The sequence below is a fragment of the Alkalihalobacillus deserti genome, assembly GCF_020734105.1.
Lineage (GTDB): Bacteria > Bacillota > Bacilli > Bacillales > Bacillaceae_D > Halalkalibacter > Halalkalibacter deserti.
Map to the genome: position 1 here is coordinate 1 of NZ_JAJAFR010000003.1, position 22,511 is coordinate 22,511.

At 35.2% G+C, this 22,511-nt stretch carries 21 protein-coding genes, 1 tRNA gene and 1 pseudogene; 16 read left to right on the forward strand and 7 right to left on the reverse strand.

What is annotated here, in order from left to right; translation table 11 throughout:
• The first annotated feature begins 372 nt into the window (after positions 1–372).
• Both LDX58_RS06260 and LDX58_RS06265 read left to right on the forward strand, forming a co-directional pair.
• Positions 373–657, forward strand: coding sequence for a hypothetical protein (locus LDX58_RS06260; protein WP_227936004.1), 285 nt, complete (start codon positions 373–375; stop codon positions 655–657).
• 2 nt (positions 658–659) lie between these two features.
• The gene (locus LDX58_RS06265; RefSeq protein ID WP_227936005.1) at positions 660–1,166 is read left to right on the forward strand and encodes a tyrosine-type recombinase/integrase; all 507 of its coding nucleotides are present in this window, start codon (positions 660–662) and stop codon (positions 1,164–1,166) included.
• Between the two features lie 188 nt (positions 1,167–1,354).
• On the opposite strand, the gene pdxR is transcribed toward LDX58_RS06265, so the two are convergent.
• Complete coding sequence (gene pdxR / locus LDX58_RS06270; RefSeq protein ID WP_227936006.1) at positions 1,355–2,734, reverse strand: MocR-like pyridoxine biosynthesis transcription factor PdxR; 1,380 nt, start codon at positions 2,732–2,734, stop codon at positions 1,355–1,357.
• Between the two features lie 145 nt (positions 2,735–2,879).
• On the opposite strand from pdxR, the gene LDX58_RS06275 reads away from it, so the two are divergent.
• From LDX58_RS06275 to LDX58_RS06285, 3 genes are all read left to right on the forward strand, one after another.
• Positions 2,880–3,497, forward strand: a complete 618-nt coding sequence (locus tag LDX58_RS06275; protein WP_227936007.1) for an FMN-binding negative transcriptional regulator — start codon at positions 2,880–2,882, stop codon at positions 3,495–3,497.
• A 430-nt stretch (positions 3,498–3,927) separates the two neighbouring features.
• Positions 3,928–4,971, forward strand: coding sequence for an alpha/beta fold hydrolase (locus LDX58_RS06280; protein ID WP_227936008.1), 1,044 nt, complete (start codon positions 3,928–3,930; stop codon positions 4,969–4,971).
• 276 nt (positions 4,972–5,247) lie between these two features.
• On the forward strand, positions 5,248–6,237 hold the full coding sequence (locus LDX58_RS06285) for a tyrosine-type recombinase/integrase (protein WP_227936009.1): 990 nt from the start codon (positions 5,248–5,250) through the stop codon (positions 6,235–6,237).
• A 56-nt stretch (positions 6,238–6,293) separates the two neighbouring features.
• Here LDX58_RS06285 and LDX58_RS06295 read toward each other — a convergent pair whose 3' ends face one another.
• Positions 6,294–7,175: a LysR substrate-binding domain-containing protein gene (locus tag LDX58_RS06295; protein WP_372459119.1), complete on the reverse strand. Its 882-nt coding sequence runs from the start codon at positions 7,173–7,175 to the stop codon at positions 6,294–6,296.
• A gap of 47 nt (positions 7,176–7,222) precedes the next feature.
• Here LDX58_RS06295 and selD point away from each other — a divergent pair, with 47 nt between their 5' ends.
• On the forward strand, positions 7,223–7,858 hold the full coding sequence (selD, locus tag LDX58_RS06300; RefSeq protein ID WP_227936458.1) for a selenide, water dikinase SelD: 636 nt from the start codon (positions 7,223–7,225) through the stop codon (positions 7,856–7,858).
• A gap of 158 nt (positions 7,859–8,016) precedes the next feature.
• On the opposite strand, the gene istB is transcribed toward selD, so the two are convergent.
• Positions 8,017–8,751, reverse strand: a complete 735-nt coding sequence (gene istB / locus LDX58_RS06305; RefSeq protein WP_227936459.1) for an IS21-like element helper ATPase IstB — start codon at positions 8,749–8,751, stop codon at positions 8,017–8,019.
• A gap of 17 nt (positions 8,752–8,768) precedes the next feature.
• Positions 8,769–10,358 (reverse strand): IS21 family transposase, encoded by a 1,590-nt coding sequence (istA, locus tag LDX58_RS06310; RefSeq protein WP_372459120.1) that lies wholly within the window; start codon positions 10,356–10,358, stop codon positions 8,769–8,771.
• 207 nt (positions 10,359–10,565) lie between these two features.
• On the opposite strand from istA, the pseudogene LDX58_RS06315 reads away from it, so the two are divergent.
• The 3 genes and pseudogenes from LDX58_RS06315 to LDX58_RS06325 all read left to right on the forward strand — a co-directional run.
• A pseudogene (locus tag LDX58_RS06315) lies at positions 10,566–10,823 on the forward strand (DsrE family protein); the annotation flags it as partial.
• A gap of 39 nt (positions 10,824–10,862) precedes the next feature.
• Entirely contained in the window at positions 10,863–12,134 is a 1,272-nt protein-coding gene (locus LDX58_RS06320) for an MFS transporter (RefSeq protein WP_227936012.1), read from the forward strand.
• A 140-nt stretch (positions 12,135–12,274) separates the two neighbouring features.
• Positions 12,275–12,721 carry a hypothetical protein gene (locus tag LDX58_RS06325; protein ID WP_227936013.1) on the forward strand — a complete coding sequence of 149 codons (447 nt, stop codon included), beginning with the start codon at positions 12,275–12,277 and terminating at the stop codon, positions 12,719–12,721.
• Between the two features lie 319 nt (positions 12,722–13,040).
• Here LDX58_RS06325 and LDX58_RS06330 read toward each other — a convergent pair whose 3' ends face one another.
• Complete coding sequence (locus tag LDX58_RS06330; RefSeq protein ID WP_227936014.1) at positions 13,041–13,301, reverse strand: DUF1256 domain-containing protein; 261 nt, start codon at positions 13,299–13,301, stop codon at positions 13,041–13,043.
• 270 nt (positions 13,302–13,571) lie between these two features.
• Between LDX58_RS06330 and LDX58_RS06335 the strand changes: the two genes are divergently transcribed.
• Positions 13,572–14,411: a tyrosine-type recombinase/integrase gene (locus LDX58_RS06335; RefSeq protein WP_227936015.1), complete on the forward strand. Its 840-nt coding sequence runs from the start codon at positions 13,572–13,574 to the stop codon at positions 14,409–14,411.
• Between the two features lie 473 nt (positions 14,412–14,884).
• Here the strand turns inward: LDX58_RS06335 and LDX58_RS06340 are convergent, their stop codons facing one another.
• Positions 14,885–15,943 carry a tyrosine-type recombinase/integrase gene (locus LDX58_RS06340; protein ID WP_227936016.1) on the reverse strand — a complete coding sequence of 353 codons (1,059 nt, stop codon included), beginning with the start codon at positions 15,941–15,943 and terminating at the stop codon, positions 14,885–14,887.
• Between the two features lie 129 nt (positions 15,944–16,072).
• Positions 16,073–16,169, reverse strand: a tRNA-Sec gene (locus LDX58_RS06345).
• 552 nt (positions 16,170–16,721) lie between these two features.
• On the opposite strand from LDX58_RS06345, the gene LDX58_RS06350 reads away from it, so the two are divergent.
• The 6 genes from LDX58_RS06350 to LDX58_RS06375 all read left to right on the forward strand — a co-directional run bounded on the left by LDX58_RS06350 (position 16,722) and on the right by LDX58_RS06375 (position 22,474).
• A complete protein-coding gene (locus LDX58_RS06350) occupies positions 16,722–17,183 on the forward strand; it encodes a hypothetical protein (RefSeq protein ID WP_227936017.1) in 462 nt (153 codons plus the stop codon).
• Between the two features lie 277 nt (positions 17,184–17,460).
• The gene (locus tag LDX58_RS06355; protein WP_227936460.1) at positions 17,461–18,402 is read left to right on the forward strand and encodes a tyrosine-type recombinase/integrase; all 942 of its coding nucleotides are present in this window, start codon (positions 17,461–17,463) and stop codon (positions 18,400–18,402) included.
• Between the two features lie 351 nt (positions 18,403–18,753).
• Entirely contained in the window at positions 18,754–18,978 is a 225-nt protein-coding gene (locus LDX58_RS06360; RefSeq protein ID WP_227936018.1) for a helix-turn-helix domain-containing protein, read from the forward strand.
• Positions 18,979–19,282: 304 nt separating this feature from the next.
• Positions 19,283–19,906, forward strand: a complete 624-nt coding sequence (locus LDX58_RS06365; protein ID WP_227936461.1) for a CHC2 zinc finger domain-containing protein — start codon at positions 19,283–19,285, stop codon at positions 19,904–19,906.
• Positions 19,852–21,615, forward strand: coding sequence for a DUF927 domain-containing protein (locus LDX58_RS06370; RefSeq protein WP_227936019.1), 1,764 nt, complete (start codon positions 19,852–19,854; stop codon positions 21,613–21,615). The genes LDX58_RS06365 and LDX58_RS06370 overlap by 55 nt, the downstream gene beginning before the upstream one ends.
• Before the next feature lie 385 nt (positions 21,616–22,000).
• A complete protein-coding gene (locus tag LDX58_RS06375) occupies positions 22,001–22,474 on the forward strand; it encodes an ERCC4 domain-containing protein (RefSeq protein WP_227936462.1) in 474 nt (157 codons plus the stop codon).
• Positions 22,475–22,511: the final 37 nt, after the last annotated feature.

The following is a 22,511-nucleotide window of genomic DNA, read 5'->3' on the forward strand; positions in this document are numbered from 1 at the left end:
CGTGCAGTGTAACGGGGACGATCGCTAATTTTTGTTGGGGCATAAGAAAAGCACCTCCTTTATTTAATACATGTATCGTACCAGGAGGCGCTGCGTATTTATATGCGTTGTTTGAATGGGGGCTTACAACTATTCCATTAAAGGGCTTGGTGTAGAAATAAGAAAAATCAGAAGTGGCCATTTGTTGCGTAGTACAACGATACTGGCAGACACAACCATTAAAAGACGATTATGCTTAGCGTAATCGTCTTTCTTCTGCATAAAGAATATCAGCCCAAGCAAAATACGAAACTATCTTATTCTAATGTATTTTTTGCGTTTGTATAGGAAATCCTTAGTTTATTAATAACATTCTAAGGAGAGTTGATAATTATGAACTTAGGAGAGCAAATATTATCCGATTTAGTGGCAGCTTTAAAAGAGTTGTACTCTAACATTGAAGTGGAAAATACAAAGAATAAATTGGCTACTGTTCTATCAGAGTACTATATTCAAAGAGTTGAGTTAGGTGAGGTTCATCCTGATCTTGAGGATAAAATACAATTTTTCATTGCAGCCAAAAGACTCGAAGGGTTAAGTTCTATTACTCTAGACAACTATCTCTTAGAATTAAGTATGTTTGCTGATATCGTAAAAAAGAAGGCCGAAAGGAACTAGAAATGTTAAGAGAAGCCTGTGAAACAGTTAGACAACGTGCTTTTCTTGAAGTATTGTATGCAACTGGTTGTCGTTTATCTGAAGTTCATGGATTAAATAAGGCAGATATCAACCAACAGAATATGAGCACATTAGTTATAGGTAAAGGTGATAAACAAAGGGAAGTCTATTTTTCAATTAGAGCAATGTATCATCTAGATAAATATTTAAAAGAACGAAAAGATGATTGTCAAGCATTAATGATTACAGAGAGAAAACCTTATAGAAGATTATCTAAACGAGGAATACAAAGAGAAATAGGAATGATCGCTAAAAGGGCAGGATTGCAGGAAAAAGTAAGCCCCCATGTTTTAAGACATACCTTTGCAACATTAACATTAAATAATGGAGCTGAACTCGTAGCAATTCAAGAATTATTAGGCCATAGCTCGCCAGAAACGACACTTAGGTATGCAAAGATAACTCATGAAAGAAAACGTGAACAGCATAAAAGATATCTAATTCAATAATTGTCATTAGACTCTTAATGCGCAGCAAAGATCTTCATTTTTTAGAGAACTTTGTTAAGGAATGCACTTAAACAGCAGCATAGCTTAATAAGAGAAATAAATATAGAGGATGCAGCACATACTTCATCCTCTAGGCTTTGCCGAACCGTTCCTTTGCAGGTTGAGGGATATAACGACTACGGAGTTTTTTATGACCAAGCCTCTTTTAAAAGATTTACACCTAACTGGATTTCCTCACAAGTAAGATTACTGAACCCAAGTTTAATAATTGGATCATCAGAATGATTTTTTATGGAATAAATGGAGGTAGGATACACTTTAACACCAAAATAGGAAGCGTGTTCAATTAGCCATTCCTCTGAACGTTTTAGATGTATCTTAACTAATAAGTACAAACCAGATTGCTCCCCAATAATAGATATATTTTGTTTGAATTGCTTTTTTAATTCTGAAACTAAGCATTGCATTTTTCGCTTATAAACAAGACGCATTCGTTTAATATGGCGAATCCATTCTCCATCTTCCATAAATTTAGCCATTGTAAGCTGGCTAAGAAGTGAAGTGGTACTCTCGAAATGAAGAAATTGATTTTTATAACGGTTTAAAAGTTTCTGTGGCAATACCATATAACTTAAACGGATTCCTGGAAGAAAGGACTTTGAGAAATTCCCTAAGTAAATGACTCTTGTTGAATCAATGGAAGCAAGTGCTGGAAATGGTTGTTGCGTATAGCGAAATTCACTATCATAATCATCTTCGATAATAAAACCATCCTTCTTGTTAGCCCAATGATTTAGCATTTGCCTTTGTTGGATAGACATGCTTACTCCGATTGGACTTTGATGGGAGGGTGTTACATAGATTAACCTTGAAGTCATTTGTTCTAATTTTGAAAAATCAGTACCTGATTCATAAACTGGTAAAGTTTCAAGCGTGAAACAATGAAATTGAAAAGCCTCCCTTGCTCCATCATAACCTGGGTCCTCTACAATAATGCTAGTGAAATTATCCTTCAGGATTTGTCCGAGATAAATTAACATTTGTTGGGTACTACTGCCTATTATAATTGCATTTGGATCTGTTTTCACTCCACGAGATTGGAATAAATATGTAGCGATTTGTTCACGCAAGCACAGTTCACCAAAGGGTTCCCCGTATCGATAGCTCTCCTGTAATGTTAAAACTCGGTTTGCTATTCTTCTCCAAATTTTTAGGGGAAAATTGGTTTGATCTACGGCTCCTGCTCGGAAGTCAATTAGGGATGGTGTCACCGACTTTGTTTGCTTTTTATTAGAAAGAACTGAGGCATTTTGAAATAAAAGTGGATCTAATTCATTTACAAAATACCCTTTTCGACCTTCTCCACGGATATAACCTTCAGCTACAAGCTGCTCATATGCCATTAATGTCGTATTGCGGCTTACTTGAAGGGAGTCTGCAAGTTGGCGAATGGATGGCAGTGGGTCACCAGCTGGTACGTCGCCACTCTCTATAAATAATTTAAACTGCTCATAGATTTGTTTGTATTTGGGGGAGTCATCCTTAAATGCAAAAATGGCATTTTTCATTTGTAATCACCTCTGACATATTCATTTATTAATAATTGTACCTTTTTAAATGTCAGTTTGCATAATAGAATAACTCATATAAATCCTAAATTTTAAAATTTCAGATAGCCACATTACAAAGGCTTTATCAAGGAGGATCTAAATCGTGTATATACCAAAACATTTTCAACTCAATGATGAAGAAATGATTTATGATTTTATCGAAAGGTACAGCTTTGCCACTTTATTTTCTCAGCACAATGGAGAACCATACGCTAGCCATCTTCCACTTACATTAAATAAAGATGAAAGTGCTTTATATGGTCATTTTGCCCGCCCGAACGAACAATGGAAGGATATAGAAAGCCAACAAGTTCTTGTGGTTTTCCAAGGTCCTCACTGTTATATATCTCCATCTTGGTATGAAACAACGATGGCAGTCCCAACTTGGAATTATTTATCTATCCATTTATATGGAAAGATGGAGATTCTCGAAGATCAGAAAGTCATATTTGATTCTCTAAATGATATGGTAAACAAATATGAAAGTCCAAATAGCTCATACAATTTAAAGGAATTTGATTCCACATTTATTGAAGGAATGAATAAAGGGATTGTAGCATTTAAAATAAAAATAACAAAAATTGAAGCGAAAGCTAAATTAAGTCAAAATCACACAGTCGAACGACAACAGTTAGTGATAAAACAGCTTGAAAACTCTTCTGAACAAAACAATTTACAAATAGCATCTCTCATGAAAAATAACCTCAAAGAATTTAGGTAAAATAATCTTTAACGAAAGGAAGTATTGGATAGATGGCAACATTTATTTGTTTTGGTGTTATTTTTAACGCCAGGTCCAGCTGTATTTTTTCAGTAACAGGTGGTAAGAAAAATGGGATTGCGAGACGATCACCTTTATAGGTGGTCGTCTTTCATATTTGACAATTACTGCGCAGCAAATAACTTCTTAAAGTAAAGAAGTATCTTTTTATTTATAGGTGTTTGGTAGTTTCAACAAACAGGCCATTTAACGGAATAAGAATTCCAAATAAATTTGGATATTTAAGTTAATATTGGGTATAAGCGTGAAGAAATGGCTTTACTAAAGGGCAATTTAATGGAATAGTGGTTCAGAAAAAGTTTGAAATTTAAATGGATAGTGATTTTGTTAAATAATTAAAATAAAAGAGTTAGTGAAGGGATATGGTGATTTGGAAGTTAAATATACGAATGCTATTAAACCATTTAGAAGGTTGAAATTACTTGGAATGACCTTGATTACAATCATTTTGCTTACATTGGTCTCAGGGTTCCTTTATGAATATACCAGTTACAAAAATGTTAAAAGCAACTACCCTCCAGATGGACAAATGATTGATGTCGGGGACAGAGAAATACATATGAATATCAAAGGAACCAAAACGAGTTTGCCACCTGTTGTTATTGAAACAGGAACTGGTAATTGGTCCTATGATTGGTCGAACATTCAGAAAATACTATCGAAACATACCCTAGTAATCACTTATGACCGAGCAGGGTATGGATGGAGTGATCCGCCTCCTGATGGATTTTCTATCGATACGACGATTAATGATTTAAGGAAGATTCTCGAATCTTCTAAAATTCACACCCCTGTAATATTAGTGGGACATTCCGTTGGAGGGATTTATTCTCGTCTCTTTGAAGAAAAGTACCCAGAAAAGGTTTCTGGATTAGTACTTGTTGATTCTAGAAATGAATATTTTTCAGAACAAGCAAAATCATTTAATGACAAGTTTTTCGAGACACAAGACCAATCGATGAATCGCATATTATCTCAAATTGGAATAGTGCGACTATTCGGGGGAAATATGTTTTCAGATTCAATGCCAAATTACCTTTCTGCAAAAAAGTATGTAAATGTTCATTGGGACACTTCATTTTTCAAAGTATTGAATGAAGAAATTAAGCAAATAAAAATCAATGAGAAATTACTGGAAGATACTCACTCTTTAGGAGATAAGCCTTTAACAATTATCACACCGAGTGACGTAGAATTGCAGGCAACAGAATTAGGATTCTCAGAACAAGAGGTAGATAGCTTTGAAAAGATGTGGATGGACTCTCAAAAGAAATTGACCAATTTATCCACTAATAGTGAATTCATTTTAGTTCCTAATAGTAGTCACTCAGTAATGTATGACCAACCTGATGTAATAATAAAAGCTATTTTGAAAATGGCTGATGAAATACAAATTGATTATGAAATGTATTAAACATCGTGCTTAAATAAATTTTACAGATATTATTGTGCTTTGTTCCATAATCGGGCGCTATTCTAAAAAAGTTGATAAATTAACATTGATTGCTGAACAGTACAAATATACTGGCATACACAACTATTAAGACGATTATGCTCAGAATCGTCTTTCTTCTACATATAGAATATCAACCCAAGCAAGATACGAAACTATCTTATTCTTATAATGTATTTTTTGCGCTTGTATAGGTAATCCTTAGTTTACTAGTACAATCTAATGAGAGTTGTAATTATGAACTTAGGAGAGCAAATATTATCAGGTTTAGTGGGAGCTTTAAAAGAGTTATACCCTAACATTGAAGTGGAAAATACAAAGAATAAGTTGGCTACTGTTCTATCAGAGTACTATATTCAAAGAGTTGAGTTAGGTGAGGTTCATCCTGATCTTGAGGATAAAATACAATTGTTCTTTTCGGCAAAAAGACTTGAAGGATTAAGTTCAATTACTCTTGACAACTATCTCCTAGAATTAAGTATGTTTGCTGACATCGTAAAAAAGAAGGCCGAGGACATATCTACAGCAGATGTTCGAATGTACCTAAGTCAAGAGGGGACCTTAAAAATGAGCACAATTAGAAAGAAACTATCAATTTTAAAGAGTTTTTTTAGTTGGTTAGTTTCAGAAGAATATATTAAATACGATCCGACTATTAAATTAAAAGCTCCAAAAGATGAATTCCGACTTCCTAAAGCCTTATCAATAGAAGAGCTGGAAATGTTACGAGAAGCCTGCGAAACAGTTAGACAACGTGCTTTTCTTGAAGTATTGTATGCCACCGGTTGTCGTTTATCTGAAGTTCATGGATTAAATAAGGCACATATCAATCAACAGAATATGAGCACATTAGTTATCGGTAAAGGTGATAAACAAAGGGAAGTCTATTTCTCAATTAGAGCAATGTATCATTTAGATAAATATTTAAAAGAACGAACAGATGATTGTGAAGCCTTAATGATTACGGAGAGAAAGCCTTATAGAAGATTATCTAAACGAGGAATACAAAGAGAAATTGGAATGATCGCTATAAAGGCTGGGTTGCAAAACAAAGTAAGTCCCCATGTTTTAAGACATACTTTTGCAACATTAACATTAAATAATGGAGCTGAACTGGTAGCCATTCAAGAATTGTTAGGCCATAGCTCGCCAGATACTACACTAAGGTATGCAAAGATAACTCACGAAAGAAAACGTGAGCAGCATAAAAGATATCTAATTCAATAACTGTCATTAGACCTATACTGCGCAGCGAAAGATTTAATCCACCTTGTTGCCAACCATTAATAACAGCACCGATGTAGGCTGGAAAAGTAAATAAAGGATCTGGTACTGCTCGTGCTGTCAGTAACAAGCAAAAGGAATTGTTCCTCACTTAACCATCCAGATGGAATGAATTTTCTTTCAAGCAATGCTAATGGCATAAAAAATATTTTTAAACATCTATATAAAAATGTAATTCGATCAAGAAAATCTTTTATGTTCTTCGTTAAAAACGAACTGAATATAAGCATGATTGGTGATGCATATTTTCCTTTTGGGGAAAGGAGTGCAAATTCTCTTTTGCACTCCTCTTTGAGGGGAATTTTAAATAATAGCTTATGTTTTAATTCTATACGAACGGTTGTAGACGAAAGAAAGCCAATCCCATAATTATTTAAAATTGCTTGTTTTATTGCTTCATTTGTACTTAGTTCAAAAAGTTTTTTTGGAAATGAATTTATAATATTTAATTGTTCTTCAACACATTCCCTCGTGTGAGAGCCTTGTTCTCGCAGAATGAGGGTTTCGTTTTTTAATTCTGTTAAACAACTTATTTCTTTATATTTTTCTGCTTGTTCTATTGAACAGTAAGCATTAATTTTATCTTGAAAAAAGGGTTGGTAGTTAAACTTAGAGTCATTCATTCTTTTAGCAACTATGGCAAGATCAATTTTATTATCAATTAGCTTTTCAATAATAGTTGATGTGTTGTCGATGATTAGTTTAATCGTTATATTGGGGTGCTTTTTTTGAAAATCAATAACTAAATTTGAAATGACATAAGTACCGATTGTGGTTCCACACCCGACATGAAGCTCTCCACTTTCTAAGTTTGTAAGCGAAGATAATGCTGTTTCTGCCTGATCTGCCAATAAGATAATCTGGATTGCATATTTAAGCAACTGCCTTCCCGCGTCCGTTAATTCAACTTTTTTCTTAGTACGGTAAAATAAAGGTAACTCATAAGTATGGTCTTTCGGTTACTGGCAAAATCCCAATTGGAGAACGTTTTATAACAAAAAAAGGTGCTTGTGTTGGTGATGTCGTCGTTTTAACCAAGCCCATAGGAATAGGTATTTATACAACCGCAATCGATCAAAAGGTTGCATCCAAGGAACAGCAAGAAGTAGTTGTTACTGAAATGTTAAAGTTGAACAAGGATGCCTCTTTGGCAATGAGACATGTTCAAACACATGCCTGTACTGATGTCACTGGTTTTGGTTTGCTTGGACATTTATGTGAAATAGCCGAAAACAGTCAAGTATCGATTGAACTAGATTTACAAAATATCCCTTATTTGCAAGATGTATTCTCCTTATTAAAAGAGGGTGCATCTTCTGAGGGAATGTATAATAATCTTTCTACCTACAAATCGAAAGTTCATTATACAGAAGGCATTACTTCAGAAGAAGAGTTATTACTACACGATCCTCAAACATCTGGCGGTTTATTAATTGTAGTTCCACAGGATCAAGTAGATGAGTTACTTGCGAAATTATCGAAAAAAGATACATCAGGTTATGTTATCGGTCGCATAACTGAAAAAACTGATGTTCCGATTTTAACAAAGGATTCTTTTTTGTAAAGCAACCCAACTAGGGTTGCTTATTTTTATTTATACGCTAATTGCATTATAAACATAATAATAATGCATTTCACTTATTAGTTAAACCCTTTTACAATGAAATTAGAAATAATATATTGGGGTGTGACCGTCAAGTAGAATGACACAATTTTTGCTGATTAATTTGAAACACTCTGTTCTCCAAATATGGTTTTTCGGTGCTTCATTCTCCAACTATCTTCATTCAAATGAATAATCTCTACTCGATGTAAGACTCTATCCAAAATTGCTGTAGTAATGGCCTGGTCACCTAATAGTTCACCCCATTCTTTTGGGCCTTTATTAGAAGTTAATATAATAGAAGATTGGTTATAAAGGTTATTTATTAGATGAAAAAACATGTTAGCTTCTTGTTTATCCATTGCCATAAACATCAAATCATCGATTATTACTAAATCGGCTTCTCTTATTCGTTTCATTCTTGTTTTTGACTTCCTAGTAATCTCTTCTGTTTTTAATGCATGAATTAGGTCTCCCATGGTACTAAAAATCACTTTATAACCTTGGTTTAAAGCTTCAATTCCTAATCCGATCGAAAGATGGGTTTTGCCCACACCTGGCGGTCCAAGAAAAATAATATTATAGAGCTGCTCAATCCATGTTAAGTCCTTTAGCTGATTTAACTTCTTACTACTTAATGATTTTTGCTCTTTCAAATCATATTCATCCACTGTACTGTAAAACGGAAATGTGGCCCACTTAAATCGCTTTTCTAATTGTTTTTCCTCTCTACGGGTTTGCTCATAGGTTGCTACATCTAGGAGAAACTGAGTAAAGGACAAGTCCTTTTTCTCAGCCTCTCTTATTAATTCAGGTAACTGATTTGCTGTTTCAGCTAAACGAAGGTTTCTCATTAAATCTTGTAGTTGATTCAATTCAAGTCACCTTCTTCCAACAAAACAGTATAGGTATCTACTTTTCTCTTTTGTGCTTCTGTTTCCACAATCCAGCCAGAAATACTGTTTAATGGAGAAACAATCTCAGCGTTGTCATTGACTGTTTCATTAACTCGTCGTTGTCGTTTTAGGTATAAAACGATATCGCTGAAATCTGTTGCACTGTATAAGTTTCTTTTAATACATTCTTGTAGTGCTTCTGTTAAAACTTGCTCATTATGTTGTTTTGTCTCTCTTAATATAATTTGTAACTGATCCCGGATATACCGAGGATACTTCTCGCGAAGTTTATCTAGGTAGTCATATGCCACTTCTGTTTCCTCAAATCGATTTTCCACTGTATCAATAAATGCATCTATACCTTTGGTGCGATCTCTTGTATGCTTTCTATCTTTAATTAATTGTCCTTTACCATCGGGAATCTTATGTTTGGCAATTAATTCGCCTGTTTCAGAAAGATAGATTACTAAATGCTTATCATCCGTTTCCTTTATTGAGACAGTTTGATACTTATTAAAGGTTCCTAGTGAAAGAGAGTACCTATTAGACTTATACCGTATGGTATTGTCCTTATGGACACTTCTTGTTATACTATTTTCATGATTGTTTAGGAAATTGATGTTTCCTGTGACTGGTCTTAAGTGTTGCTTTTCCAAGGAGAACACTTCGACTGGTCTTTTTTTTGTTGTATTATGGATTTTATAGTTACCTGTTCGATTTAACCATTCCCATCCTTGCTCATTCCAGGAATCGATATTATGGAATACTCTATGTTTAGCAAAATTGTACTTTATAAAACCGACCACATTTTCAATCTTCCCTTTACTTTCAGGGTCAGCTTTCCGACAAACCCGAAGATTTAATTTCCTAGTTTCTTTATATTGTTGGAACTCTTTTGTCAAAATAAGATCCCCGCCATTTTCGCTGACCACCATCAAGCTGTCCTGGTCATAGACTAGTTCCGCGGGAATTCCACCGAACCATCGAAATGCACTTTCATGAGCTTTAATGACATCTTGTGTTGTAAAAGGTCTATCTAACCATTCTTTATATTTATATCTAGAGTTAGATAAAACAAAGGCAATAAAGTTAAGCTTAGCTTCTTTATTATCAGATGTTTTTTGTTTTGTGTGACCAAAATCAACTTGAATCTGTTCCCCCATTGGTGAGTCAGGGATAGCTTCATAGTCTCTTGGTGAGGTTTCTTTAGCTATTTTATATTCTTCACGTAATCCTCTAACGTAGGATCGAACAGTACTTTCACCAACTTTTAATGTCTTATATCTTTCCTGTAACCAATCTTGTACTTGTGCAGCTGACATGTCAGGATGTTCCCTCAACCATGATAAAATTAACTTCTTATAGGTATCTAATTTTCTTCTTCTTGTTTGTATGGATTCTACCCATTCGGCCATATCCGAAGGAGACTTTTTAAGATTACGATATACAGTTGATCTAGACACCCCTAACTTTCCAGCTACTTTAGACTTACTAAATCCTTGCTTAATTAACTGATGTATTTCCATATACATTTCCCACTTATCCACCTTTTCTGCGCCCTCCATTGATGTATGATTATCAGTAAATCATAAACATCATATAATGGTAGAGCTTTATATTTTACTGGTATATTTGGGTAAATAAGTGTTTCTTTTTATCTAGCGAAAACTGTCTACTTTAGTTTAGCAGTCACATGGGGAGTGTTTGAGATGAAAATTGGGATCATTATTGAAACAAAGGAGCCTGAAAAAGCCTGAAATACGTTTCGTTTTGCCAATGCTTGTTTAGGTAGGGATCATGAAGTTAAGGTGTTTTTGATGGGGGAAGCAGTTGAATGTGAACAAATTGATCATGAAAGATATACTGTTCCAAAAGAAATGAACAAATTTCTTGATAATAAAGGTATATTATTTGCTTGTGGTACATGTATCCAATCACGGAAACTTGAAGATCAAACGGTTTGTCCGATTTCAACAATGAATGATTGTGTAGATGTAGTTGAATGGGCTGATAAGGTAGTCACATTCTAAGCAACTGACGATCAAATTCTATAAAGAAGGTGTTTAACCATGTCTAATGAAGCCCATAATTTGGCTCAGAATTATATAGATTCTCCTGAAAAACAAAAAAAATTATACAAACGTACACTGGTCATTGTGAGTATTTCTCAGATTTTTGGTGGGGCAGGATTAGCGGCTGGCATTACGGTAGGTGCTCTTCTTGTACAACAAATGATGGGAACCGATGCATTTGCAGGATTACCAGCTGCTTTATTTACGTTAGGGTCAGCAGGTGCCGCTTATATAGTAGGAAAGCTTTCACAAAGTTATGGACGACGCATAGGGCTAACGGCAGGTTTTATAGCAGGTGGTCTAGGAGCAATTGGGGTTGTGATTGCGGCTATCATAAATAGTCTTTTCCTTTTATTTATTTCCCTTTTTATTTACGGTGCTGGCACAGCGACAAATTTGCAAGCCCGATATGCAGGTACGGACTTAGCCAATAAGAATCAGCGCGGTACTGCTATTAGTATCGCAATGGTTTTTACAACAGTAGGTGCTTTTGCTGGTCCCAATTTAGTGGATGTGATGGGGGATTTTGCTCTTTCTATTGGAATTCCAGCACTTGCTGGTGCTTTTATATTATCAGGGACTGCTTTTATATTATCAGGTCTTGTCATTTTTCTTATGCTTCGTCCTGATCCATTTTTAATCGTAAAATCAATGAAAGATTATAGTCAAAGTGAGGAATCTGCAGTAGATGCCGTAGAGGAAGTAAAAACAAACAATAAAAAAGGCATTACGGTAGGTGCAACGATCATGGTACTTACCCAAATGGTGATGATCGCGATTATGACAATGACACCTGTACACATGGAACATCATGGTCATGGCCTAAGTGAAATCGGACTTGTGATTGGAATTCACATCGGTTCAATGTATCTGCCTTCACTCATTACCGGTATTCTTGTTGATAAAATTGGTCGTACAATTATGGCTATCGCTTCTGGGGTTACATTGCTTCTTTCAGGTGTAATAGCAGCAATTGCCCCAGGTGATTCTCTGGTTTACCTTATCATTGCTCTAGCGTTACTTGGAATAGGATGGAATTTTGGTTTAATAAGTGGTACAGCTCTTATTGTCGATTCAACTGAATCTTCAACTCGTGCTAAGACCCAAGGTATGGTAGATGTTTTTATCGCTCTATCAGGAGCAACAGGTGGTGCTATGTCTGGTATGATTGTTGCTGGTTCAAGTTACACAACACTATCATTTGCTGGTGGAATCTTATCCTTACTACTTATTCCAGTCATAATATGGTCTCGTAGTGGTAAATGTTGAATTGGATTATTTTATAAATAAATTGAAGATTTATAATTTAACGTCAGATTTGATAAAATAGATGAACAAGACTGAATGTTTTGTTTTATATGATTTGATTTATTTGATTTTTAATTATTAGTTTGCGAGGAGGTGTGCCAATGTCTCTATTTGATCATTCTGCAATAGACTATGATTCATGGTGTACTACTCCGATCGGTTCTTATGTAGATTCACTTGAAAAACAATTAATTGATGAAGTTGCTGTATCTAGCCCAGAATTAGTAATAGCTGAAGGTTTAAGAGTATTAAAAAAAGGGGGAAGGTTAGTTGTTGGCATGATCGGTAAGCAAAGTGAGTGGGCGAAAATGTATGAAACACGAGCAAAGCAAAAGAAAGATAGTGTCTTTGCACATGCCCGATTCTTTTCAAGTAAAGAAATAAAGAACCTTTCTCAAACAAAACCATCTATTTTGCGATATGGGTTATATATCATTCCTGCTAATTATAAAAATTACGAAGAAGCTGATCAAATTGAAAAGGAAAATAAAATGTTAAATCAAGAAAAAGGTGCTGGCTACATTGTATCTAGGTGGGATAAAAGTTAATTTGAGTAGCACACATCATCTATAAATAAAGTTGATGTGTGCTTTCGTTTTTTTTTTTAGTACTTTTGCCTTTAGAAACAAGTACCTGTCATAATAAACTATAAACACTTATAATTTTATAATAATTTGAGGTGTAGTAATTGTTTACTATTGTACAGGGGCTTTAGTTGAACAAGAACCGTCACTTATAACTAGGATCTTTTGTTGCACAGTACAACGATACTATTCAATAGAAAATGATAGTCCACAATCAGGCGCGATTATAGAAGACCATAAGCCTAATTCCTCGGTAAAAATAAGAAGGATTAGGTTTTTTCACTTAAAAAATCCTTGGCGTTTTTCTATTGGTAAACACGTTGACAGCAAGTGGTAAATTTCGTGGCAACTGCTGGTAAAAAACGTGGCAGAGATGGTACATTCTTGTTGCCGTAATCAGACCATATGAATCACCAGTTGAAGTATCAGTACCAATACAGAGAAGCGGGATTTTTTCGTTAAACCCTTTAGGGATGGAATAAGATATTGTTCGGGCAAGTTGGGTTACTGCATCTGTTTCGCTAATATGTATAATTTTTTTCATAGTTAAAACCTCCTTTAGAAAATAGTTTTATAGTAACTCCCAATTGCTCCTATAACAATTTTTCATGAGGCTTTTTTGGTGTCGTAATAAAACATTTTTTCTTTCTGTTGAAATTTTTCGACTGTTGTTGCCGGAACATAAAATCTCTTTTAAGATTAAATCATAGATAGATTCATTAATTTAATAAACCCAAGGGAAGCACCCTCACGAAGCCTATTTACTTAGGGCTCGTTTGGGTGCTTTTTCTTATTTAAGGAGGAGTTGTGGATATTGAAAGATGTAAAAATCAAAGTAAAACTAGAAGATGCATTTCAGGAATTTCTTTTCCAAAAGGATTTGGAAGGGTGCAAAAAACGCACTATAGATGATCATAAAACCCACTTTTATTATTTTCTGAAATATTTAGCAAGAAAAAAGAAAAAACTAACTTACGTTTCAGATGTTACTGAAGAAGTGTGCAAAAAATACATACATTTCATGAAAAAGGAAAAGGTTAAGTGGGATGATCATAAAACCATTGAGAAAAGTGAAATGGGTCTTGAGCATTCGACAATTAATATTAGAATTACATCCTTAAAAGCCCAATTTAACTTTTACAAGACCGAGAGATATATTAAACAATCTCCATGGGGTGATATTAAAAAGTTAAAAGTTGATCAGCCTAAGATAAAGTTTTTAAGCAAAGAGGATTACTCAAAGTTACTAAAGGCTCCTGATCGGAGTACTTTTGTCGGGTATCGTGATTATGTGATACTTAATATTTTGCTTGATAATGGGCCTAGGATTTATGTAACCTTAAATATTTCAATAGAGGATATTAACCTTGAGGACGGCTATATTCTTTATCCTGGAGAAGTTACAAAAAATAGAAGATTTCGAGTTGTTACGATGGATAAGAGAATTGCGTTCTTGTTGAAACAGTTGTTAGAGCTTAATAAACAAGTTAATGATCAAGCTTTTCACATATTCCTAAGTAGTAATGGTGAAAAGCTACATAACAGTAGTTTCAGATCTAACCTAAATGAATATAGAAAAAGAAGTGGTATTAAGGTAAGTGTTACCCCGCATATATGTAGGCATACTTTTTGCGTCTGGTCATTTAACTTATAAAGCAGCAAAAGAATATACTAAACTCGCACCTGAAATCTATCAAGAAAAAAATGCTAAGCATTCACCTCTTAGTATCAAAAACTATTAAAAGTATTATTGGTCCAACATCCTAAAGCAAAAAAAGAGAATTATACAAATTATTTACTCTCTATTATTAGGAGGAGGTGAGCATCTCCAATACAATCTTAATGTATAGTATTAATTTAAAGGGGAGTACCAACAGGTATTGGTGTTTTATTGCTCTTTTTGATTCTCAAGTAGGATGTTGTATAAAATTATTACCTTTTTCTTGGACATGCAGGACAAAAGCTTTATAAGAGTAGTTTCAGATTAATCTGTATAAATATAGTAAGAAAAAGTCACATTATAATTAATGCACTCCAGACCGTAGACAAAACGCCTTTGAGAAAAAACTCTCAAAGGCGTTTTGCCTACGGTCTAAATGGTTGCCTTATTAGGCAACCGTATAATAGCTAAATTTTTAACAAATGCTGAATAGGACTATATTGATGATGTTGTGATTTTATATCTTCACCATTCATCTGAATGTATTTTCTCACCATGTTCATGCTAGAATGTCCAAGTATTCGCTGCAGTGTAAAAGGGTCACCACCATTTAAAATATAAAATTTCGCAAATGTATGCCGGAATGTATGAGGGGAAACTCTTACATCTCGTATGTCTGCTTCATCTCCATAATCAATAATTCTTTCTCTTATCCCACTTGCATCTAACTTCTCTCCGAAGTTGCTCAAAAAAATGTTATCAGCGGGATTTTCAAATGCCCTACTTTCATTGATTAATATTTTAAGTAACTTTGCTGTTTTTTGTGAAAGAGGAACAATCCTTTCTTTACCATTCTTCGCTAAATGTGCAGGAATTGTTATTGTCTTTTGGATTTCATCGAAGTGCTTTTTCACTATGCCCAATACTTCTTTGCATCGGATTCCTGTATCAATAAACGTAACCATTAACACATAATCCCTAAAGCCTGCAAAAGTCCTTTGATCAGGCTGCTTTAACAGGTCTTGGACTTGTGTTGTTGAGAAGGACGGAATGGTATCTTCTGTCGTTTTTAATAGCTTTATTCGTGCCGTCGGGTTAATCCGAATATAATTTTCATCAAATAAAAACTTGAAAAAGCATTTCAGGGTTCTCAGCCGTACATTAACTGTGACAGGGGAGAGACCCTTCTTCTTTATATGCTTATAAGCTAAGCTTGTATGATTATCCCAAAGCATCTTTTCTTTTGTCATGTAATAAATATAATCCCTCACCATTTCAGTAGTAATGTCTATGCCTAGTGTAACCTCTGGATAAGCATTGTTTAAAAATGAAACAAAATACCGAAAGTGGGTACTGTGATCCTTAAGTGTACGTTCTCTTAAACCTTCAAGTTCTTTTGACTTCATAAAGGTCTCAAATAATATCTCTAACTGTTGCTCCTTTTTCTCTTCAGCTAAAGGAACTTCATCATAAAACGTTCTTTGTATGATTGTCTTCCTACCCTTACGTTTACTTTGGTTTGCCAAAATAAAAACCTCCTTCGATTTGAGGGGAAAGATCCCAACATAGCAAAGGAGGTCGAACGGTTTTCTTTGTTTTGCCCACACGGTCTATATGTAAAACCTAATTTTGATTAGGTCTTAAAAACGTTGATTTGGCGGGACTGTGTAGGAATCGAACCTACCGGAGACGGCACGAGCCTCCCAAGCGGTTTTGAAGACCGTGGCGAACACCAGTGTCACAGCCAGCCCCAAAAAAGACCGTCAAATCAATGTTTCTATAATATACCCACACGGTTTCTACGTAAAGTCCCACACGGTTTTACTTGTAGTTCGCACGTATTCAATTATGCATATTTTTATAAAACAAATCAATAGAAAAATTACTTGTTTTTCTTAAAAAGAGGGATCGAGGTTCTTATTAAAATTAAAGAATAATAGAAAAGTTAAGGCTTTTATCGTTTTCCTACTGCAAACTTTACTAGAACATTTCGTAGTAAAATATAATCATTTTTTGAAAGCTCTTATAACTATCTAAGTTAAGTTGTTCTTGAGATTTAGGGCACTTTAACCCCATTTGCATATCGCGAACGAGGTTTTTATAATGAGCTAAATATGGGATTATTTAGTGATAAATCAATAGTACCCCCTGGTAAAGCGGTCATATATAGCCCTTTCACAGCCACGTATATTGTTCATAGTGCAGGGGAAGGCAACAGTAAGACGGCAGGCAGGCCAGGGAAGGACAACGGTCAATCATGAATGTGCTACAATAAAATTGTGTAGATATAAATGGGGGTTAATTATGGAAATTGATTATACAGGTTGGAAATTCAGTGATGATTTACATCGTTTATATGAGAGTGAAGGACACCATTATATGAGATATGGTATTGTTACTGTCCCGGTTGAAAGAATAACGGGGTTATCGTATTCAGGTGTCTTACGACAAGAAAAACTAAATGCCTTAGATAAGTCCGTAAAAAAAAATGGCTTTGATCTCCAAAAACATTCACCAAATGATTTAAATCTTACTCTATATCCGAATGGTGAATTTTCAGTTGGGTCAGGTGGAAATCATAGAACATACTTGGTAAAAAAAATAGGCTTGGAAACTATAACTGCATCCTTAGACGTTCTGGTGTTAGAGGATCAACTTAACGACGAAGAAATCAAGACATTAAGTAGATTAGGGATTTTTGAAAGAGATGATTATTTAAGAGGAATAGTTGATAGACTTGGCATAATACCAAACATTAATAAATGAATTAAATACAAGGCTGGTAATATGGTACGTTTAAACTGTACAAGCACGACTCAAAATCGTGTTCCTTCTGGAGTGCCGGTTCGACCCCGGCCACCGGTATTCTAAAACTAAAGAAACCCTTATAGGTCAATGCTTTGAGCAATCAGAGTGTTGACCTTTTTTGTGCTTTATTATGATAAAGTGACTTGCTAATCGTGTGGACAAGAAATTACGGTTTATTAGGTACCTTTGAGAACTATTTATAGATCTTAAAGGGAGATGAAGGACGTTGGCAAAAGTGAAAATTATGCAAAGGGCTGGATTAGAAAAAACAGTTGAGGAGTTATTTGAGGATTTTCAATTAGAGAACAGAGTGAAAAATTTATCAGAAATGACGATCCGGTTTTATGACCAGAATCTGATCCACTTCTTTCACTACTTAGAGGAGATTGAGATCCAGTATGTACGAGAAATTGAAAAAAGGCATGTTGATAAATTTATTCTTCATCTTAAAGCGAAGGAATTACAGGATACAACAATCAACACGTACTTGAGAGCTACGAGGGCTTTTTTATATTTTGCTATGAAGGAAAGTTATCTGATCAAATTTGAAATCAGTCTTATTAAAGCCAACAAGCAGCAAAAAGAGCCTTACTCGGAAGACGAGATAAAGAAGCTAATTAAAAAGCCAAACTTTAGAGAGTGTGGTTTTGTGGAGCATCGTAATTGGGTGCTGGTGAATTATTTACTTGAAACAGGGAATCGATTAAATACCGTACTTAATTTGAAATTGCTTGATGTTGATCTAGAAAACGGCATGGTTGTGCTGAATACGACGAAAAATAGAAAAGCCCAGTACAACCCTATGAGTGAACACCTTGTAAAAGTCGTAACTGAATACCTACGAATCTATCGGCTGAAGGGCGAAGACTACTTGTTTGTAAATGAATATGGTGAGCAAATGACTCGTAACTCGATGCAGCATGCTATAGCTAGGTATAACAAAAAAAGAGGGGTAGAAAGAACTTCTATTCATGCGTTCAGACATACGTTTGCTAAGCACTATATAACAAGTGGTGGAGATGCGTTTAAATTGCAGCGTTTGTTAGGTCACTCTTCTCTTGATGTTACTTTAAATTATGTCAACTTGTATTCAAAAGATTTAAAGGACGGTTTTGATAATCATAGTATATTAGCAAGTCATTCTGAAAATAAAAGGATGAAAAGGGGAAAGAGGTAATAAGAGATTAACAGCTAAACAAATAAAATAGCATTACAGTGACGCCGTGGATTTTTTCCATGGCGTTTTTTTACCGACTTTCTGTTGCACTAACATTGGTAATGTACTTTGCCAATTAAAGCATTTAAAACTTTTATTTCTCTTTAGATGAGTGAGATTTCAAAACTGAATGTGTAAAGGGTGAACCCTTTGAACCCACTTGGAGAGGAGTGAACCCTTTTTTTATCCCTTTAAAACCCTTGATACATAAGGGGTTTGGGTAATTTGGTTTTTTTCATTGCTTAAAATTGAATAAATTTTTAAAATCCTATTTTATAATTTAGCTATAGCAAATACAAGGGAGGTAAGAAGATGAATGCGCTAAAGTATTATCGAACAAAGAAAAATCTCACGATAACTCAGCTAGGGAATTTGATTGAAATGCACCCTTCTAATATTTCAATGGTAGAACGAGGGCATAGAAAAGCTTGGAGAAACATGAAACTAAGGTTAGCCGAAGCTCTTAATGTCACTGAAGATCAGATGTTTGATGAAAACAACAACTTGAAAATGTACTTTAAAAACATTAAGGAGTGATAAAAATGAAGGAAGTTCTTGATTTGTATCTCTTAAATTACTGGAAAATGATTGATAGTGAATGTTTAACTGATTCAGAATAAATTTAAATTTTAACAAAGTGGCATGAAATCTTATCTGAGAAATTTGAGGAAGAATATGCAAAGAAATAAATAGTTAAATAAGCTACTACTTTAAACTAGCTAAAAAGGCAGCAACCACCTTGTCTGCCAACAAGGTGGTTGTTCTAAATATTGTATTTTCAAAACACCATGAAAGTTGGTGAACGAAAATTAAACACACTATTCATTATATCATCGAGCAAATTAAAGACAAGATTCCTATTCTAACGGTTGCTGAAGAATCCAACTTGCAACTCAAAAAGAATGGAAGAAGAACTTACAATTGTTTATGTCCGTTCCATAGCGAGAATACACCTTCGTTTACTATATATTCGCAAGATGATCCTCAAAATGATCGCTTCCATTGTTTTGGATGTGGCGCCGATGGTGATCAAATTAATCTATATGCGATGTTGAATCACTTGGAGAACGGACAAGCCATTGCTCATCTTGCTCATCGTATTGGTTTGAAGGGTAAAAAAATAACTAGAAAACAACAACTAGAAGTGAGTAGGCGACAAAAGGATAGACAGCTTGAGAAGTTGTTTAAAGATGAGTGTAACAGTTTGTTTCGTTTCTTTTGTGATCTGCGAAAGCACGTGAAAGAAAGAGCTGAGTTTTATGGGGAAGAGGATTCGCTTCTGGTTTATTACCGTCAGAAGGAAACATATTATGATTACTTATTAGACGGACTGTTAGAAGGACTTAACGGAGAAACTCAGTATGATGATCTAATCGAAGTTTACAAGATTAGTAAGGAGGTTAGGAAAGAATGGAATATTTTATTGGCAGAACACGTGCAGACCTACTTAGACAGCATGGAATAGACCAGGAATTAGATTCACCACAAGAATCAAGGATTTTAGAGTTAATTAGAACAGCTCCTGTTCCTTTCGGGGCAATTGTTCCGGATGGATGGCTTTTAGATGAAACTGGGCTATATGAGCGAAGATTCTCTGACAGAGAAGAAGAGTCAGAGCCGAAAAGGGTTAGCTATGAACCGATCGTTATAAGTGAGGTCTATGAGAATATAACAAATAATAGCGAAGGGTTAACGGTTTCCTGGTGTATAGGAAATCAGTGGAAGTCGGTGTCTCACTCGAGAGATTACTTCATGGTAGCAAACAAAATAATTGACTTGTCCAATACCGGGTTCCCTGTTAATAGTAACAACGCCAAGAACGTTATTAAATTTATAACTGATTTTTTGGCTTGTAATCGTAATATCTTACCGTTTAAACACTATACGGAACAACTTGGTTGGACTTCTAATAAATCCGGTTTTCTTTTAGGGGAGCATTTTATATCGGGTGAAGGAGATGATATTTCTTTTCTTCCTTCTGATATAGGTGAACAACAGCTCGTAGAAGGGTTTGACTCGAAAGGGGATCTAGAAACTTGGCTTCAACTTACTCGGCGGTTAATTGGCTATCCAAAAGTCATGATCGGTGTATATGCCAGTTTTGCCAGTGTTCTATCCAGCATCTTCAATGTAGGTTCTTTCATCTTTGAATGGAATGGCGAAACATCTAAAGGGAAAACGATTAGTATGAAAGTGGCTGCTAGTGTTTGGGGCAATCCCTCAACGGATCAAGGCGGCATAATCAAAAAGTGGAACGTTACACCTGTCAATATTGAACGAACGGCTAGCCTTCTGAAGAACTTACCTCTCTTTTTAGACGACACAAAAGATTTATCGAGATCAAACCAAATCTCTGGGCTTATTTATAACCTAGCCAGTGGACAGGGGAAAGGTCGGGGGAGCATAAAAGGAAGTCAGAAAACGAAATACTGGAATACGATCACGTTTAGTACCGGAGAACAAAAGATTACGTCATTTACCAAAGATGGGGGAACAGCCGGGCGTGTGCTTCCGATTACTGGCTTACCTTTTGATAATGATGATATGGAAACGGCTTGCCTTGTTGAAGGCATAGAAATGGATCTACTAGAGTGTCATGGACAAGCTGGACAAAAGTGGATTCGGTATCTACTGGAGAATAGGGCTTCATGGTCGGAGTGGAAGGTATATTTCAATCAGATGAGGCTGTATTTCCTTCAACAAGCCAACGGAAACTCAGTTGTCGGGCGTTTAGCAAAGTATATGGCTATGATCGATACAGCGGCTATGTTATTCAATGATTGCTTTAGTGAGGCATATGATTTTCGATCAATGTTGGACACAGTTTGGCATGAGGTTGTTACAGAGAATGCAGAAGTGGATCGACCCTTAGAGGCGTTAAAAACTGTTTATAGTTGGATGGTTGCCAATAAGCATAAATTCAAAAATGATGACTGGTCGGACAGTTACGGTATCTGGAATCATGAAGGGATTTGGGATGAAGTGTATATCCATCCGCATATCCTTGAGGAACTTTTATCAAGCAAAGGCTATGATCCGTCATCAATCTTTGAAAGTTGGAACAATCGGCAATGGCTTATCACGCAAAAAGATAGGGGATGGAAAAAGCAAAAAACAGTTAAAGGTGTTAAATCCGATTATATCGTGATTCGAAGGGAAGCACTTGAAAGCTAAGGAGCACAGTAAGAACAGAGAAAGAACAGACCGATTGTTCTCGTTTTAGCCTAATGTACCAAGGGTTTCACTAATAGAGAATAGATAGAACAATACTATATATATATTAATCTATGATGCTTCCTTCTAAGCTTTGAGTATATATAGTGTGTTTTTTTCGAAAAACTGTTCTCTTAAATGAAAACTAGAAAAAATATTGATATGACGGGCTAAATTGAGAACATGAAGTCTGTTCTTTTACAGTGCTAAGTCTGTTCTCCAGCACATAGAAGATAAGGATTTTGGCTGTTGTCCTTTTTTTATCAATTACAAGGTTGGTGATGAGGTGTTAAACATTATCCCTTACAGTTATAAAGACGCAGAAATCAAAGAGTTGCTGAACAGTATGACTATTTTAATCGATACAAGAGAACAACGAAATGAACATATTACACAGTATTTTGATAGCAAAGGCATAGCCTATAAAACTAGAAAACTTGATACAGGAGATTATATGACCTTAATGCCGGCGAATGAAAAGTTAGGTGTTATGAAGCCGATTCAATTCAAAGCAGCCATTGAACGAAAAAATAGTGTTGAGGAGCTAGCGCAATCGATAAAGGATCGTACCAGATTCGAAAATGAATTGATCCGTTCACAAATGTTTAATTTTACACTGATCGTCGAGGATTCAAACGGTTATGAAAACCTACTTAAAGGAAATTACCGTAGTCAATACAGCCCACAGGCTCTGCTTGCTAGTTTGAAAACCTTTGAAAGTCGGTATGGTTTTACAACTGTTTTCCTCCCTAAAAGAGCGGTAGGGAATTATATATACTACCACTTTTACTATCTTGTTAGAAATCTGGTCAAGGGTTAAAGGAGATTGGCAAAAGAGGAGAAAACACATCAGAAAG

Coding starts and splice junctions, on each gene's coding strand:
- LDX58_RS06260 (WP_227936004.1), top strand. CDS start 373: ATGAACTTAGGAGAGCAAATATTATCCGATTTAGTGGCAGCTTTAAAA.
- LDX58_RS06265 (WP_227936005.1), top strand. CDS start 660: ATGTTAAGAGAAGCCTGTGAAACAGTTAGACAACGTGCTTTTCTTGAA.
- pdxR (WP_227936006.1), bottom strand. CDS start 2,734: ATGAAAAATGCCATTTTTGCATTTAAGGATGACTCCCCCAAATACAAA.
- LDX58_RS06285 (WP_227936009.1), top strand. CDS start 5,248: ATGAACTTAGGAGAGCAAATATTATCAGGTTTAGTGGGAGCTTTAAAA.
- istB (WP_227936459.1), bottom strand. CDS start 8,751: ATGAGAAACCTTCGTTTAGCTGAAACAGCAAATCAGTTACCTGAATTA.
- istA (WP_372459120.1), bottom strand. CDS start 10,358: ATGGAGGGCGCAGAAAAGGTGGATAAGTGGGAAATGTATATGGAAATA.
- LDX58_RS06320 (WP_227936012.1), top strand. CDS start 10,863: ATGTCTAATGAAGCCCATAATTTGGCTCAGAATTATATAGATTCTCCT.
- LDX58_RS06325 (WP_227936013.1), top strand. CDS start 12,275: ATGTCTCTATTTGATCATTCTGCAATAGACTATGATTCATGGTGTACT.
- LDX58_RS06330 (WP_227936014.1), bottom strand. CDS start 13,301: ATGAAAAAAATTATACATATTAGCGAAACAGATGCAGTAACCCAACTT.
- LDX58_RS06350 (WP_227936017.1), top strand. CDS start 16,722: ATGGAAATTGATTATACAGGTTGGAAATTCAGTGATGATTTACATCGT.
- LDX58_RS06360 (WP_227936018.1), top strand. CDS start 18,754: ATGAATGCGCTAAAGTATTATCGAACAAAGAAAAATCTCACGATAACT.
- LDX58_RS06370 (WP_227936019.1), top strand. CDS start 19,852: ATGGAATATTTTATTGGCAGAACACGTGCAGACCTACTTAGACAGCAT.
- LDX58_RS06375 (WP_227936462.1), top strand. CDS start 22,001: ATGACTATTTTAATCGATACAAGAGAACAACGAAATGAACATATTACA.